The following is a 16,253-nucleotide window of genomic DNA, read 5'->3' as shown; positions in this document are numbered from 1 at the left end:
ACCACATTTCGGTAGCTGGCCTCTCTCCGACCTGGCCCATCACATGAGTGTTGCGGTTATTATCTGAATTCAGGAACTATATAGCTGTGCTATTACTGCCACGATTAGCCCAACGGGTAAAACGTTTTTCCATCCAGGCAAAAATTTCGTACATGACTACGCCCATCACGCCTATGACAATTAGACCGGCAAAGACCAAGGCCATATCCATAGACGAACTGGCGGCCATCATCAGATACCCTATACCCATATTGGAGGCGACTGTTTCAGAGATCACCGAACCGACAAACGCCAGCGTAATGGCCACTTTTAGCGAGGCAAAGAAATACGGCAAGGCTCTTGGCAGACCCACTTTTCGCAGGATATCGAGTTTGGATGCTCCCAGAGATCGCATCACGTCCTCAAGTTCCGGCTCCAGTGTTGCCAAGCCTGTGGCTACATTGACCAGTACCGGGAAGAAGGAGATCAGGAAGGCTGTCAGAATAGCGGGCACGGTACCTATACCAAACCACACCACCAGCACCGGTACAAAGGCCACTTTCGGAATGCTGTTAAAACCGACCAGAAGTGGATAGAGGGCTTTATACACAATCGGATAGGTTCCCACAGCTACACCTAAAACCAAACCGACCAGCACCGCGATAGCAAACCCCACCAAAGTAGTAAAAAAAGTCTGCCAGGCATGCATCATGATCGGCTCCCAGCGCGCCACACCTGCATCCCATACAGCCGTAGGGGCCGGAAACAGGTATTCTGGCACGTTGAATCCGACACAGATGATTTCCCATAGCAACAGCAGGACCAGTATCAACATCCAGCTGGCATTCTTGATCATAAACTTGCGACGATTAAATGCCATACAGGCCTCCATTATCCGGTCTTGCGTATTGAGCCTATATGCTCACGCAGTACATGTACCTGAGATGCAAAGCTCTCGGTATAGGTATCTTCCAAAGAACGCGGGCGCGGCAGATCAACGTCACGCCTGGCCAGAATCTGGCCAGGCCCTTTACTCATGACATAGACGGTATCGGCCAGAAATACCGCCTCACGCAGATCATGCGTCACCAGTACAACGGTAAAAGGCTGCTCCTGCCAGAGCGATTGCAACATGCACCAGAGCTCTTCGCGGGTAAACGCATCCAGCGCACCAAAAGGCTCATCCAGCATCAACAGTTCCGGCTTGTGAATCAGCGCACGACAGATGGAGGCACGCTGCTGCATCCCTCCCGACAGCTCCCAGGGGTACTTGTCTTCCCACCCTTTCAAGCCGACACGTTCCAACAGTGCACGCGCCATCTCTTCAAAGGACTTGCGCTGACGGCGCAACTGCGAGCGGTAAGGCTGTACAATTTCCAGTGGCAGCATGACGTTCTGCAAGGTCGTGCGCCAAGGCAAAAGATTGGAGGCCTGAAATGCCATACCAATACACTTTTGTGGCCCGGCTACCTGACGTCCATTCAGATAGACATAACCGGACGTCGGCTCAGACAGCCCTGAAACCAGTTTCATCAGAGTTGATTTACCACAACCCGATGGCCCAACCACCGCGATAAACTCATTCTTTTTTACCGCTAGTGAAACATCCTGGATGGCCAGCGGCCCACCCTCATCATAGGCCAGACTGACCTTTTCAAAGGTTACAAACTCCATAGAACATCCTCAAGAAACCACGACAGGACTTGCCCGACCTCAGGCCGGGCAAGCAAGCAAATCAACGGGGAACGGCGCGACTGCTCTGCTCAGGCAGCAGAGAGGCATTAAACAACTTAGCCGCATCGGGTGTAGATTCCAGTCCAAAAGAACTGACCGCTTCGGCAATAGACAGTTCCAGGCGATCAAAGGTGACCGCACCCAGCCCTTCAGCCAGAGTTTCTTCGGTGATGACCTGGGCATCTAGAGCCAACTTCAGTCGACGCAACTCCAAAGCTTCATCCACCAGTCCATCCCGGCTGGAAACATATTTTACCGCCGCTTCTGGATCTTGAATCGTTTCGATCAGCGCCTTATTGAAAGCGCGACTGAATCCAGCAACAGCTTCAGGGTTTTCGGCGAGCAATTTTTCACTGGCAATGATCGCGTTGCCATAGAGGGCCACACCAAACTCTGAATAGGGCATCACGGTAATCTGATCCAGAGCCACCCCACGAGCTTCAAGGTTCAACAAGCTGGTAAAATAGAAACCGGTTATGCCATCAACCTGTCGACGCGCCAGCAATGTCTCACGTATCGCCGGATCAACACTCTGCCAACTGACAGCATCAACATCCAGGCCATTGTGCGCAGCAAATGCAGGCCAGGCTTTACGCCCCGCATCAAACACCGGTGCCGCCAGGGTTTTGCCAACCAGATCAGCCGGGGTATCTATACCCGACTCTTTCAGGGTAAACACCGCAGCCGGTGTATGGTTGTAAAGCATATAAACTGCCTGCATGCCCGAGTCAGGGTTAGCCGCACTGTATTCCACCAAGGCGCTAAAGTCTGCCAGGCCCATATCATAGGCACCGGTAGCCACACGCGTGACCGCACCAGCTGAGCCATTGCCTGAATCGATGGTGACGCTAAGACCTTCGTCAGCGAAATAACCCTTATCCAGCGCCATCAGAAAGGGTGCTGAAGGACCTTCAAAACGCCAATCCAAAGTGAAGTTGATCGGCGTAGACGCGTGAGTATCGGTCGCCATCAAAGGCTGTAAGCTCAGGCAAGCCGCTACTGTACAAAGGGTTGCGAGCTTTTTTAGTGTGAAAGGTTTACCAGCGTTCATAGAGTCATCCTTTAGCCTGAAGTAACAAGACACCTATCGACAGACAGGGGCTGTTCACTAAGGTCAGTTAGAGTGTTAACAGGTGGCCAGCCGCAATGTGCTCTCACATGCAACACTAAAAACTGACCAGTTAGTCAGATTAAAGCAATCCCTATGCCAGATTTTTAGGTACTGACGGCCTATGTGCTGCTACTTTTCCGCACCAGAATAAAGCATGGTGAATGGGGGTCGCCCTAAAAGGTGCACCGGCTGTTTTATTACCGGTAAAGACAGATACCCAGCTTGCCCTGTCGCTTAGCCTGGTACATGGCTTCATCAGCGGTCTTGACCAGATAGTGGGCTTCATATGCATCATCAGGACAACGAGAAATACCAATACTGGCACTGATATGGACTGTCCCCTGGGGGAGACTAATCGGTAGCTGCAGTGTTTGTTGTATCTTCTCAGCGATACCGACAGCCTTCTCAGCGTCATCACAATAACCCGCAATCACCGCAAACTCATCTCCGGACAAACGTGCGACTGTATCGGACTGACGTACGGCACTCTGAATCCGTCTAGCCACCTCTACCAGTACCTGATCGCCTGCGGCATGACCCAGGGTATCATTGACCGGCTTGAAGGCATCCAGATCTATATACATCAGCGCAAACGCTGTTCCATAGCGCTCGGCAGCCGTAAGTGCCTGATTTAGACGATCATAGAAGAGTGTTCTGTTCGGCAAGCCGGTCAAGCCATCATGAGTAGCCTGGTAAGCCAGTGCTTCCTGAGCTTTCTTGCGCGCGGTGATATCTTCAAACACCATGACATAGCCAGAAATATAACCGTCGGAGGTATACACAGCATGAGCACGCATGGCCAATACACAGTCCATACTGCCAGGTTTTCGGCAACTGAGCTCATCGGCACAGGCACCCTTGTCCTGCAGCTCCTCCAACAACATATCCCAACTTCGCAATGCCTGAAACTCACAAGGCAGGCTATGGGGTGTTCGCCCTACTGCCATCGACTCGTGCATACCAGTTAAACGAAGAAAAGCCGGATTATACTGGCGGATAAAAAACTGCCGATCGAGCATCATGATACCGGTATTGGTAATATTAAATACGGCTTCAGACAATCTGGCTGTCTGATCCCGTTCATGACGAACAATAGCGTAACGCAATGCTTTTCTCAGTGACCGACCATCAGCCCCCTTAACCAGATAATCTTGTGCACCTGACTTCAGCGCTTCCTGTATCCAACGAGTATCATCCATGCCGGTCAATACAACGATAGGGATATCCATGCTTTTCTCACGCAAACGTAATAGTGTAACCAGCCCTTCACTATCCGGAAGATTCAGATCCAGTAGAATGACATCAGGCAGACTCTGACGCTGATCCAATGAGCAGATTGCTTCGGAAAGACTACCAACTACGTCCAGAGAGAAAGCGTCAGCATCTTTTTCCTGCAGATAGAGCCGTATCAGCGCAACATCGCCAGGCTCATCCTCTACCATCAGGACGTTATGACCGGGTCTTGGCCGTGATATAGTCTCTGTTTTATGCAATGTTTAACTCCTCAGTCGGCGAGCAGGGCAAGCTGAATCGAATACAGGTCCCCTTTCCAAGACCATCCGAACTCGCATGAATTTCACCCCCATGGCGCTGCACTATTTTTCGGCAAACTGACAGGCCAATCCCTTCACCCGTATAACTGGAACGAGGGTTCAGACGCTGAAACACTTTAAAAATACGCTCAATCTGATCCGGTTCAATACCTATGCCCTGATCACAGATGCTAGCTTCCCAAACACCCTCCAGGCAACACCCCTTTATGGTCACCTCTGGCGGCTGTCCTGGTACATGGAACTTGATCGCATTAGCAATCAAGTTCTGAAACAAGCGCACCCCCTCATTACGACTTATCCAGATACTTGGCCAATCGCCCTCCACTCGAACAGAAGCGCCATGCTTACGCACTTCCGGCCCCAGATAGATCAAAGCTTCATCCACTAAGGTTTTCAAAGAGCACCAGATAGCCGGTTCCCCCCCTCGCCCAACACGAGAATACTCCAGCAAGGACAGCAGCATATCATCCATACGCTGACCACCTTCTGTGACATAACCTAGGTATTCACGTACCTCATCCGAACAATCATCGCCCAGTTTTTTATCAATGACCTGGGAAAAACTGATAATCATTCGAAGTGGTTGGCGTAAGTCATGCGATGCAATATAAGCAAATTGCTCCAGCTCTTCATTTGATAACTGCAGGGCATCAGCCTGACGCCGAATCGCTTCTTCATGCTGTTTCTGTGCGGTAATATCATGTACTGAGCCTATCAGGCGCTGCGGCTGACCTGAGGCATTCTGCTCCAGCCGAGCGCGCTCATGCACCCAGCGCATACTGCCATCAGGCCTGAGAATGCGGTGCTGTATATCATGAACACCCAACTCTTCCGCCGCCTTGGTACTGGCTAGCACAGCTTCACGATCTTCAGGATGGACAGCGGCACTGAAGGATTCAACACTCGGCTTAAAGGTTTCCGGGTCCTGGCCAAAAATTTCATAAATAATATCCGACCACCAAAGATCACCCGTTTGAATATCAGCTTCCCAATAGCCCAGATGTGCCAACCGCTGCACTTCCTGCAATCGCAGATGGTGTAACCTGTCCTGCTCAACCACATATTGATCCAAGCGCCGTTGGCGTTGCACCATCCAGCCGCAGAACAATAAACTCAACAGCACCAGTAGTGCCGTAGCAATAAACTTATAGGTTTCACTGCGTTGAAAACGTGCAATATCAACCAGTGTTGGGTCCAGATCTTCGGTTACAACTACCAGCAAAGACCAATCGTTCAAGCGTTGATATGCCGTCTGACGCCATTTACCATCGATAGGGGCGGCTCCTCTATAGGAGTAATTATCAGGAGGGTTACCTTGCCACTGCATTACCGGTGCAACCATCAAACCAGGCTGCAAATCAATCAAGGGCATACGATAGATCAGCTCACCCTCCAAAGTTAACAACGCTGTCGTCAATCCGGGCTGCTGGGTAATACGCCCTAACCCTTCAGCTAATTGATAGACATCAATTGCGGCAACAATAACCCCCTCAAACTCGCCTTGAGGACTAAACACCGGACGACTTAAGGCAATAAATAAGGCACTAGGCTCCAAACGGGACATAGTGGGTGCCGAAAGATAGACTTGATCGATCTGTTGCTGCTGATGAATGCGAAAATAATCACGATCTGCAACCGAGAGGGAGGACTGTTCAAAGGTCCAGACTTGCATCTGGCCGTGCTTATCAAGCAGAAAAAAATCCAATAGCTCTGGTGTTTCCAACTGCTTAGACAACATATATGTCCGCAGATCTACTTCAGCCTGATTATTACTTTGCAGCAGACGCCGAAAAGTCAGTAGACTGCGATCAATTTCCTGCAAACGGGCATTGACCAGCTCTCGCTGTGTTAAAGAAATGGCTTTAACTGACTGTTCTGATCGCTCCAGTTGTCGCGACTCATACGATTCGGAGACAGAGTGATGAAACAGATATAACGACAGGAGTATCAACATCCCCAATAACAGCAGCATCAAATTAACAGCGGTCGATTTTGGCAAAACTTGCGGCGTTTTGGGCATGCGCAGAGTAACTTCTTACTGACTGGGTATGAGCTTAATAATACGCGCTAAGCGAAACGACCACAAACGCTGCTGATTAAACTTTTCACTATGTTATGCTATCTGTGTATATGAACTTGTCTGCATTTAAACGAAGGATAAAGAAATGGAAACTTCCGTGAAGGTCTGGGACTGGAGCTTACGCGTTTTTCATTGGAGCCTGCCTGTTTTACTGTTTCTGTTATGGTTCTCCGCCACTCAAAGCGATAATTTTGACGCATTGGAGCATCACATGCTGCTGGCTCAGATTCTTTTAGGGCTGATAATTTATCGTATTATCTGGGGATTCATCGGCACACCGGCCGCACGCTTCAGCCGTTTTATCACAGGTCCTCGCTACTGGGGGTGTTATGCCATGTCCATCATTCGCCGTCAGCCACACCCCTATCTGGGACATAATCCTTTAGGCGGGTTGATGGTATTGGTGTTACTGGGAGCCCTGAGTTTTCAATTACTCACCGGCTTATTTACCGATGATGACATACTTTTTTCAGGCCCCCTGGCAAGCGCAGCAAGTCAGGATACCGTAGGTTGGATGAGTGGCTGGCACCGGCGCTTTTTTGACTGGATATTGATTCTGGTCGGCCTGCATATACTGGCCATCGCCTTTTATAAGCTGTTAGGCGAAGGCCTGGTAAAAGCCATGTTTACGGGTCGCAAAACGCTGCATGATTCCGCACCAGATCGTCACAAGTTACTCCCCGTACCCACGACTTTTCCCTGGATCCGCTTTTGCATCGCCGTGGCTATCGCTGCAGCTTGTGTCTGGACACTTTTTTATCGTTAACTTGCCACGTAAGGTTGAGCCTGACTGAGTGGCTCAGCCTTACGCATCGCGGGATGAAAATACGAATAGATAACGGGTACCAGTAACAGCCCCACCAGCATTGAAAAGCTTAATCCAAATACAATCGCTACGGCTAACGGCTGCAGCATTTCGGAACCCTCACCTATCCCGATAGCCAGTGGCAGCATTCCTGCAACCGTGGTCATGGTAGTCATGAGTATCGGTCGCAAGCGCAGTCTGGCTGCCGCAATGATGGCTGCATCTCTTGCCATACCTCGATCCTGTTGCAGCTCAATATATTCCACCAGTACGATGGCATTATTCACTACTATGCCTGCCAGCATAATCATTCCTAACCAGACCGGCATGGATAAGGGCATGCCCAGCAAGGTTAACCCCCCAGCAACACCTATGGCGCTGAAGGGAACACTGAGAATAATGACTAACGGATTGCGCAGCGATTCATACTGCACAGCCATCACCACAAATACCAGAAACAATGCCAGCAGTAACAGAATCCCGGTAAGCGTCTGACCCTCTTTCAAGGTTTGAGACGCACCACCATCAAAACGGCTATAGCCATCCGGCAAATACATATCAGCCAACGCCACCTCAATGTTTGCCAACACCTCTCCCAGTGGATAACCATCAACCAGGGAGGCCGTAACTTCTACAATCCGCATTTGGCTGTCACGACGAATATTGCCTGGCGCCTTGGTCAGGTCTACTTCTACCAGGTCTCCCAGATACAGTGACTGACGACCCTCTGAAGCAGGAAACAGCATAACAGCCTCAAGATCCTGTACATCCTGGGCTAGGTGTTCAGGGAGCTTAACGCGTATATCGTAACCACGTCCGCCCTCATAGAAATCAGTTACAACTCGGCCTTCCAAGGCCATGATCAGCGCTTCATTGACATCCTGTACATCCACTCCTAAAGCCGCTGCGCGCTGTCGATCCACCTTAAAATCCAGCTCCAGCACCTGTTCTTCAGATGAATAGGCCAGATTCTGAATGCCCTGCAAGGACTCAAGTCGAGACACAGTTTCACGAGCCAAGTTGTCCAGCACATCCAGTTCCGGTCCCTGGATACGTACACTGATATCATCATCACTGGTACTGGTACGTATCCCGCGAATGCCGCGTTGACGCATGCGTACCTGGATACCGGCCAATTGTTGTTCCGCAATCTGCTGGTTCATGCGGTTAATCCATTGCTGTGAACTGATTTGCCGCTCTGAGAGTGACTTTAACTGCACCGTCATACTCGCCTGGTTAGCCGCCTCCCGAGAAGCACGTCCCCAGACAAACCCACCCGATACCACAAACACACTGTCGACATCTGGATCTTGGCGAGCTAATTGCTCAATGATCAACACCCGCCGGTCCATTTCATCCAGGGTAATATCCGGATCGCCAATCACCCGAAGATCCACCTGACCATCATCCAGTGTTGGCAGAAAGGTTTGTGCGCCACCGATAAAGGTAGGGGCACTGACCACCAGCAATAGTATAAAAGCCAGCGGAATCGGCCAGCGAAAAGTTAGCACCTTGCGGATCAAGCTAGCGTAGCCAGATTGCAGTGTTTCAATAAAGCGGTCAATGAAGCGACGAAAACGGCTGGTTTTGTGAGTTAACACCCTAGAGGCTAAAGCCGGCACCAATGTCAGCGCTATCACCATCGAGGCGACAACGGCTGCAGAAATAGTAATGATCAGTTCTCTGAACAGCAGTCCTACCAACCCACCCACAAACAGAAAAGGTAGAATGGCGGCCAAATTTGTAGAGGTGGATGCCAGAATAGCGCTATTGACTTCAGCGGCAGCATTGGCGGCATCGTCATGGCTAGACTCGCCTTCACGCTGATGCCGGTATATATTTTCCAGCATCACAATAGTGTTATCCACCAGCATGCCGACACCCAGTGCCAATCCACCCAGTGTCATGATGTTCAGGGTCAAATTGCCCAGCCCCATCAATACAAAGGTCACCATCACCGCGATGGGAATAGCACTACCAATAATCAAGGTACGGCGCAGGTTACCCAGAAACACATACACCACGGACATGGCCAGCAATGCACCACTGACCACCGCCAGTACCGAGTTATTCAGGGCCTGGCGCACATAAATTGATTGATCTGTAATCGGGTAGATATCTATATCGCCAGGTAACAAATTCTGCTCACTAAGCCATTGCATGCGTTCCTGAACATAGTTGGCAACTGAAATGGTATTGGCATCGGGCTGACTCTGAATCGACATCTGTAGCGCTGGGATACCATTGGCTCGGATACGCAGGCGCTCATCTTTATGGGTGTCCAGGATTTGTGCTACTTCATCTAACGACACCTGCCCACCGTCAGGCAGCGAAATCGACAGTCCAGCTAGTGCTTCTACACTATCGAAACGTCCACTGATACGACCACTAATTTCCTGGCGCGGTGTACGCAAACGCCCAGATGGGTCCTCGCGATGGTTACGTATCAAGGCATCGATCACATCATCCACTTCCAGTCCCAGACCCGCCAACCTGACCGGATCCGGCAAAATCTGAATCTCACGCTCCAGCCCACCGCCGACTTCTGCCGCCGCAACTCCCGGCAAGTTGATAAACCATTTGGAAAAGACATCCTCAACCCAGCTACGCAACTCTACTGGGCTTCGCAAGCCAGAACTGATGGCATATTGCATTACTGGTATCTGAGAAGGATCGCGCTTGAATATGGTGGGCTGGTCAATCGTATCGGGCAGTAACTGACGAGCCCGATCCAGACGGGTACTGGCATCGCGCAAGGCGATATCAATATCTTTGCCATAAGGAAAGATCAGGTCAACACTGCTACGCCCTTGACTGGTGCTGGACTGGATATTGATCATATCTTCAGTGATGGCTAACTGCTCTTCAACAAAGCGGGTAATACGATCTTCCATGACCAATGCCGGGACACCCGGGTCACTGATATTGACACGAATTTCTGGGTAAATGAGTCGTGGCAGCAGATCAACAGACAGACGACTAAGCGTGAACAGTCCAAGCACGATTACAGCCAGTGCAATCATCGACACACCGACTGGATGCTTGATTGACCAACCCGCCAACCCGGATCCGTGACGCGGCTGGGGGGGATTCACTGGCGTAGGCTCCATCTCAGGACTCCCGCTCAGCCAACGGCATAACAGGCTGTACCACCAAGCCTTCCGTTAACCCCATAAACCCGCGGATAACGATCTGATCATCGGTTTCAAGACCATTCAAAACTTCAATCCGATCCGCCACCCGAACACCGGTAATAACCTCACGTTTTTCAATGCGCTGCTCTGCATTCATCAGGTAGACATACTCCCCCCGATCATAACGCAAAGCAGAAAAGGGAATCATCATACGTTCCTGCAGCCTTGCCGACAGGCTGACACGGGCCAGTTGCCCGGGTACGGCACCTGCTGGAATAGGATCAGGCTGAATTTCTATCTGCCCCCGGCGTGTCAGCGGATCAACTTGCGGATAGATACGGGTAATGTTACCGGTAAAGTCCTGAGGCCCCAATGCGTCCAAGGCTATACTTACCCTGTCACCCAGATGCAGATGAGTAATAACCTGCTCCGACAACTGCAGATCGACCACCAACGAAGTCGGATCGATAAGGGTTAACAGATGGGTATTTTTAGCCGCAAAATTACCTGGCTCGGACAAACGCTCAGTCACAACGCCAGTAAAGGGGGCCGACATGCGGGTGTAGCCCAAACGAGTTGTCAGAATAGCCAGATCAGCCCGCGCAATTTCCAATTCAGTTTCACGACGCTGCAACTCTTCTATAGAGATCAGGTTGCGCTGTGACAACGAACGCACCCGCTCCAGATCACGCTCGGCTCGCTGTAACTCCGCACTACTGCGGGCAATCTGCGAACGTAGCAAACTGTCATCCAATGCAATCAAAAGATCGCCACGGGTCACGCGGTCACCAGGGTACCAAGGCAGATTGGCAATCTGCCCTTCTTCCTGAATGAACAAACGATACTTAACAGTTGCCCGCAAAGTTCCCGTACGCACTCGATCCAGCTTAACCGCTTCTTCTGCTACCTGGTGTAATTCCACCAGATGCGCACGTTCCACGCGTGCTGATTGGCTTCCCTGCACTGACTGCTGGTCACACCCGACCAACAGCAATCCGCATAACAGTAAAAAACCGAACATGACCCAGCGCACGCTATAGCTACTCCCTATCATTCAATTCACATATCAAACTTGCCAGTATAGACCCGAAGCCAGAATAAGAGGTTCAATCCGGCCACACCTTTACCAATGTTAACCCTATACAATGGAGTTTACGTGACAGACGTGAAATTAGTGCTGATTAATTCAACAGAGTGCTGCAAACAAAAAAATGCTGACGAGACAATGGCTGCCCCGCCAGCACGGCACCTTAGTGGTCAAGCACCTGACTGAGGAACAACTTGGTGCGATCTGACTGCGGATTTTCAAAGAAGGATTGCGGTTCATTTTCTTCCACAATCTGCCCTGCATCCATGAAAATAACCCGATCAGCTACTTTCTTGGCAAAACCCATTTCATGGGTAACACAGAGCATCGTCATACCTTCACCGGCCAATTCCACCATAACATCAAGCACTTCCTTGATCATTTCTGGATCGAGTGCTGAGGTCGGTTCATCGAACAACATCACCCTGGGGTTCATGCACAGACTGCGAGCAATCGCCACACGCTGCTGCTGACCACCGGAGAGCTGTCCTGGATACTTAAGTGCCTGATCCGGAATTTTAACGCGCTCGAGATACTTCATTGCTATCTCTTCAGCTTCCTTCTTCGGCATTTTACGTACCCAAATAGGCGCCAGCGTACAATTCTGCAACACAGTTAAATGTGGAAACAGATTAAAATGCTGGAACACCATCCCCACTTCTTTACGCACCTGACTGATGTTTTTCAGGTCATTATTAAGCAGCACGCCATCGACGACTATGTCGCCTTCCTGATGCTCTTCAAGATGATTGATACAACGGATCATGGTGGACTTGCCGGAGCCAGAAGGCCCACAGATGACAATTTTTTCACCCTGTTTCACATTCAGGTTGATGTCCTTTAGCACATGAAACTCACCGTACCATTTATTCACGTCTTTCAGGGTAATGATATAGTCTTGTTCGTTCGTCATTGACCAGAACTCCAGTTAATTTCTATGGCCGGTATTGAGATGATTTTCCAAATAGATACTGTAGCGCGACATGCTGAAGCAAAAGATCCAGAACATGAAAGCCGCAAACAGATAGCCTTCAGCCGGATAGCCCAGCCAGGCCGGATCAGCCAGGGCCTGTTGCACCATACCTAACACATCCAGTAAGCCGATGATGACAATCAGACTGGTATCCTTGAACAGGGAGATCAAGGTATTTACTATGCCCGGAATCATGATTTTTAGTGCTTGTGGCAGCACGACCAGACTGGTTTTCTGCCAGTAACTCAGTCCCAGTGCATCAGCACCTTCAAACTGCCCTTTACTCAGCGCCTGCAGCCCGCCACGCACCACTTCGGCCATATAGGCCGACTGGAACATCACAATACCGATCAAGGCACGCATGAGTTTGTCAGCATCAGTACCGCCAGCAAAGAACAGCGGTAACATCACCGACGCCATGAACAGAATGGTGATCAAGGGCACGCCACGCCAGAACTCAATAAAGATCACACAGACCATTTTGATCACTGGCATCTCACTGCGACGCCCCAGCGCTAACAAAATGCCAATAGGAATTGCCACGACTATACCGATCAGGGCCAGCACCAATGTCAGCATCAAGCCCCCCCAGCGGTGGGTCGGTACAACCTCCAGCCCGAAACCACCGTAGAGCAGCGTGTAAGCCACTACCGGATAGACGGTAAGCGCAAGGATACCGATGGTTTTCTTGAATGGCAGGCGCGGAACAGACAGCCACACCAGAATAGCCAGTAGTAAAATAAAGGTCAGGTTAGGCCGCCAGTAGCTATCCTCCGGGTAAAAGCCATACATAAACAGATTGAAGCGCACTGTTATAAAAACCCAGCAAGCGCCGCCGCTGTCACAGTCTGCCCGCGAGGTACCAAACCAGTCTGAGGTAATGAAAGCCCAATTCAGAAAGGGTACCAATACCATCCAAAGCACATAGGCAGTAAACAGTGTAACCAGTGTATTCGGCAGGCTGGAAAACAGATTCTTGCGCATCCAACCAATCAGTCCCACCTCAACGATAGGCGCCGGGCGGTCAGAAATAGGGGTAAATTTATCCATCTTATCTCTCCACCAGGGCAACGCGTTTGTTGAACCAGTTCATAAAGGCCGATACCAGCAAACTGATCGTCAGGTAAACCAGCATGGTCATGGTGATAATTTCTATCGCCTGCCCTGTCTGATTCAAGGTTGTTCCGGCAAATACGGATACCAGATCGGGGTAACCGATCGCCGTTGCCAGTGAGGAGTTTTTCGTCAGGTTCAGATACTGACTGGTCATGGGCGGAATCATCACTCGCATTGCCTGAGGTAGCACCACCAGGTTCATGCGATGTTTTTCATTCAAACCCAGAGCACGGCAGGCCTCGGTCTGTCCATGTGACACGGATTCTATGCCCGATCTGACAATTTCGCCGATATAGGTACTGGTATAGATGGTTAACGCAAACCAGAGTGCAACCAGCTCCGGCAGCAACGACATACCGCCACGAAAGTTAAAGCCACGCAGCTCGGGATAATCCAACCCGATTGGACGTCCGGTGATAAAAAAGCCCAGGATGAGAGTTGCGAGCAAGATCACTGTAGAGGCCCAGAATACCGGAAACTGTTGTCCTGTATCGATCATGCGCTTTTTCGCCCAACGTGACAGAAAAATCACCCCGACGATAGCCGCGACAATCAACCCCACATAGAAGGCAAAGCCTGTTTCCGCCATAGGCCTGGGCACGAAGATACCGCGTATATTTAGAAAAACCACTTCGCCTAACGTCAAACTATTTCGCGTGCTTGGCAGCGTTTGCAGCACTACGTAGTACCAGAAAAAAATCTGTAGTAACAACGGGATGTTACGAAGAATTTCTATGTAAACCATCGAGATTTTTCGTAGCAACCAATTTGGAGAAATACGGCTTACACCGATAAAGACACCCAAGATAGTGGCAGCCACTACACCCAGTGCCGATACCAACAAGGTATTCAGCAACCCAACAAAAAAGGTACGCCCAAAACTGAAAGTTTCATTATATTCGATCAGCGTTTGTGAGATACCAAACCCGGCTGGTTGCTTTAAAAAGCCAAACCCGGACGATATTCCCCGGACTTCAAGGTTGGTCATGACATTGCCAACAATGGTCATCACAAACCACAGCAACAATCCAAGTATCACGGCCTGATAAAACAGACTGCGAGCGGTCGGGTTGTAGATAAGGCGGGTAAGGCTATTGCGGTTATTTGATTTCATGAAAGTTATGCACCTCTGTACACAGCCTGAAAATGCCTGTCAGATTACAGACTCTGAACGGGTTATGGAGTGGATAACTCCATAACCCGGACTGTTCACTCAGAAGTGGACGTTTAACGAACTGGTGGAGCGTATTGCAGACCACCATCAGTCCAGAGTGCATTCAGGCCGCGATCAATGTTAAGTGGAGAGCCTGTACCTACAGTGCGTTCAAACACTTCACCGTAGTTACCGACCTGCTCAACAATGTTGAAAGCCCAATCATTACTTAACTGAAGCAGTTCACCCATATTGCCGGATGTACCCAGCAAACGCTGAATGGATGGGTTATCTGAGGTTTTCATTTCTTCGGCATTGGCGCTGGTGACACCCAGTTCTTCAGCATTGAGCTGTGCGGACAAGGTCCATTTCACAATGTTGAACCAAACATCATCACCCTGACGAACCACAGGTCCGAGTGGTTCTTTAGAGATAACTTCCGGCAGCACGATCGCACCATCAGGATCGGACAACTGTAGACGCAGCGCGTACAGCTGAGACTGGTCTGAGGTCAGAATGTCACAACGACCTGCTTCAAAACCCTGAGCCGTCTGATCAGCCGTATCGTAAAGTACCGGCTCATAGCTCATGCCATTAAAACGAAAGTAATCTGCCAGATTCAGCTCGGTGGTAGTACCGGAGGAGATACAGACTGAAGCACCATCCAGTTCAAGTGCGCTGCTGACACCCAGATCTTTTTTGACCAGGAAACCCTGCCCATCATAGTAAGTGACACCCGTAAAATTCAGACCCAGTGAGGCGTCGCGGGTGAGCGTCCAGGTAGTGTTGCGTGAGAGTACATCGATTTCACCCGACTGCAGAGCAGTGAAGCGCTCTGTCGCTGTCAGTGATACAAAATTGACTTTTTCGGCATCACCCAGCACGGCAGCAGCAACAGCTCGGCAGAAATCTGCATCGATACCCTGCCAACGACCATTACTATCTGTGGCTGAAAAGCCTGGCAAGCCATCACTGACACCACACTGAACAGCACCACGGTTTTTTACAGTATCCAGCGTGCTGGCATTAACACCGACCGCTGCCGTAACTGCCATTGCAGCGCCAACGAATGTTGCAATCTTCTTCATGTATTTTCTCCCATGAATGTTGTTTTTTGTTTTACGCAACTTTAGAAATGTAGTTACGCATCAACGCACGGGAGTGACTGCAATTTCTGAGCCAGCAAAACAGATTTGCCAGCTAACACAGATAAAAACCGAGCGTTTAACGCGCTTCTACTTATTTAAAGGCTTTAGCCCTGATAAAACTTAGCCTACTACGCCCTAAAAATACACAAAAAAATAACCTAATGTTCAATTTTAGTGCAGAAGATAATCGTTTTATTTACATTCGCCGGGCGATGAGCTGGTTCGCTCGCAGAGCGAGCTCCTACAGGAATCTATTTTAAACGTAGGAGCTCGGTCTCCGGGCGATGGGTTGGTTAGCTCGCAGAGCGAGCTTATATGGACCCGCCCGTGTTGCAAGCTATTTTTGACTCGAGCAGATGTGTTGCACGCTTATATCCGAC

General features: G+C 50.1%; 12 protein-coding genes. 1 reads left to right on the top strand and 11 read right to left on the bottom strand.

All coding sequences use genetic code 11. From position 1 onward, the window contains the following. Window positions 1–76 precede the first annotated feature (76 nt). From ACN0R1_RS20055 to ACN0R1_RS20035, 5 genes are all read right to left on the bottom strand, one after another. Complete coding sequence (locus ACN0R1_RS20055) at window positions 77–859, bottom strand: ABC transporter permease (RefSeq protein ID WP_417585955.1); 783 nt, start codon at window positions 857–859, stop codon at window positions 77–79. Between the two features lie 11 nt (window positions 860–870). Beyond that, window positions 871–1,653, bottom strand: a complete 783-nt coding sequence (locus tag ACN0R1_RS20050; protein ID WP_417585954.1) for an ABC transporter ATP-binding protein — start codon at window positions 1,651–1,653, stop codon at window positions 871–873. 61 nt (window positions 1,654–1,714) lie between these two features. Beyond that, a complete protein-coding gene (locus ACN0R1_RS20045; protein WP_417585953.1) occupies window positions 1,715–2,764 on the bottom strand; it encodes an ABC transporter substrate-binding protein in 1,050 nt (349 codons plus the stop codon). Window positions 2,765–3,021: 257 nt separating this feature from the next. Further along, window positions 3,022–4,317, bottom strand: coding sequence for a diguanylate cyclase domain-containing protein (locus tag ACN0R1_RS20040; protein ID WP_417585952.1), 1,296 nt, complete (start codon window positions 4,315–4,317; stop codon window positions 3,022–3,024). Next, on the bottom strand, window positions 4,310–6,397 hold the full coding sequence (locus ACN0R1_RS20035; RefSeq protein ID WP_417585951.1) for an ATP-binding protein: 2,088 nt from the start codon (window positions 6,395–6,397) through the stop codon (window positions 4,310–4,312). The genes ACN0R1_RS20040 and ACN0R1_RS20035 overlap by 8 nt, the downstream gene beginning before the upstream one ends. 145 nt (window positions 6,398–6,542) lie before the next feature. On the opposite strand from ACN0R1_RS20035, the gene ACN0R1_RS20030 reads away from it, so the two are divergent. Continuing rightward, window positions 6,543–7,223, top strand: coding sequence for a cytochrome b/b6 domain-containing protein (locus tag ACN0R1_RS20030; RefSeq protein ID WP_417585950.1), 681 nt, complete (start codon window positions 6,543–6,545; stop codon window positions 7,221–7,223). Here ACN0R1_RS20030 and ACN0R1_RS20025 read toward each other — a convergent pair. The 6 genes from ACN0R1_RS20025 to ACN0R1_RS20000 all read right to left on the bottom strand — a co-directional run bounded on the left by ACN0R1_RS20025 (window position 7,220) and on the right by ACN0R1_RS20000 (window position 15,780). Then, window positions 7,220–10,372: an efflux RND transporter permease subunit gene (locus ACN0R1_RS20025; RefSeq protein ID WP_417585949.1), complete on the bottom strand. Its 3,153-nt coding sequence runs from the start codon at window positions 10,370–10,372 to the stop codon at window positions 7,220–7,222. The two genes, ACN0R1_RS20030 and ACN0R1_RS20025, sit on opposite strands and share 4 nt — an antisense overlap. Before the next feature lies 1 nt (window position 10,373). Then, window positions 10,374–11,429, bottom strand: coding sequence for an efflux RND transporter periplasmic adaptor subunit (locus ACN0R1_RS20020; protein ID WP_417585948.1), 1,056 nt, complete (start codon window positions 11,427–11,429; stop codon window positions 10,374–10,376). Window positions 11,430–11,646: 217 nt separating this feature from the next. Then, a complete protein-coding gene (locus tag ACN0R1_RS20015; RefSeq protein WP_417585947.1) occupies window positions 11,647–12,396 on the bottom strand; it encodes an amino acid ABC transporter ATP-binding protein in 750 nt (249 codons plus the stop codon). Window positions 12,397–12,411: 15 nt separating this feature from the next. Beyond that, window positions 12,412–13,506 (bottom strand): amino acid ABC transporter permease, encoded by a 1,095-nt coding sequence (locus ACN0R1_RS20010; protein WP_417585946.1) that lies wholly within the window; start codon window positions 13,504–13,506, stop codon window positions 12,412–12,414. Window position 13,507: 1 nt separating this feature from the next. Beyond that, window positions 13,508–14,686: an amino acid ABC transporter permease gene (locus ACN0R1_RS20005; RefSeq protein WP_417585945.1), complete on the bottom strand. Its 1,179-nt coding sequence runs from the start codon at window positions 14,684–14,686 to the stop codon at window positions 13,508–13,510. A 113-nt stretch (window positions 14,687–14,799) separates the two neighbouring features. Beyond that, complete coding sequence (locus ACN0R1_RS20000) at window positions 14,800–15,780, bottom strand: amino acid ABC transporter substrate-binding protein (RefSeq protein WP_417585956.1); 981 nt, start codon at window positions 15,778–15,780, stop codon at window positions 14,800–14,802. Between the last annotated feature and the right edge of the window lie 473 nt (window positions 15,781–16,253).

It is taken from the genome of Nitrincola sp. (assembly GCF_048264025.1).
Lineage (GTDB): Bacteria > Pseudomonadota > Gammaproteobacteria > Pseudomonadales > Balneatricaceae > Nitrincola.
This window is presented reverse-complemented; position numbering and strand designations above follow the sequence as displayed.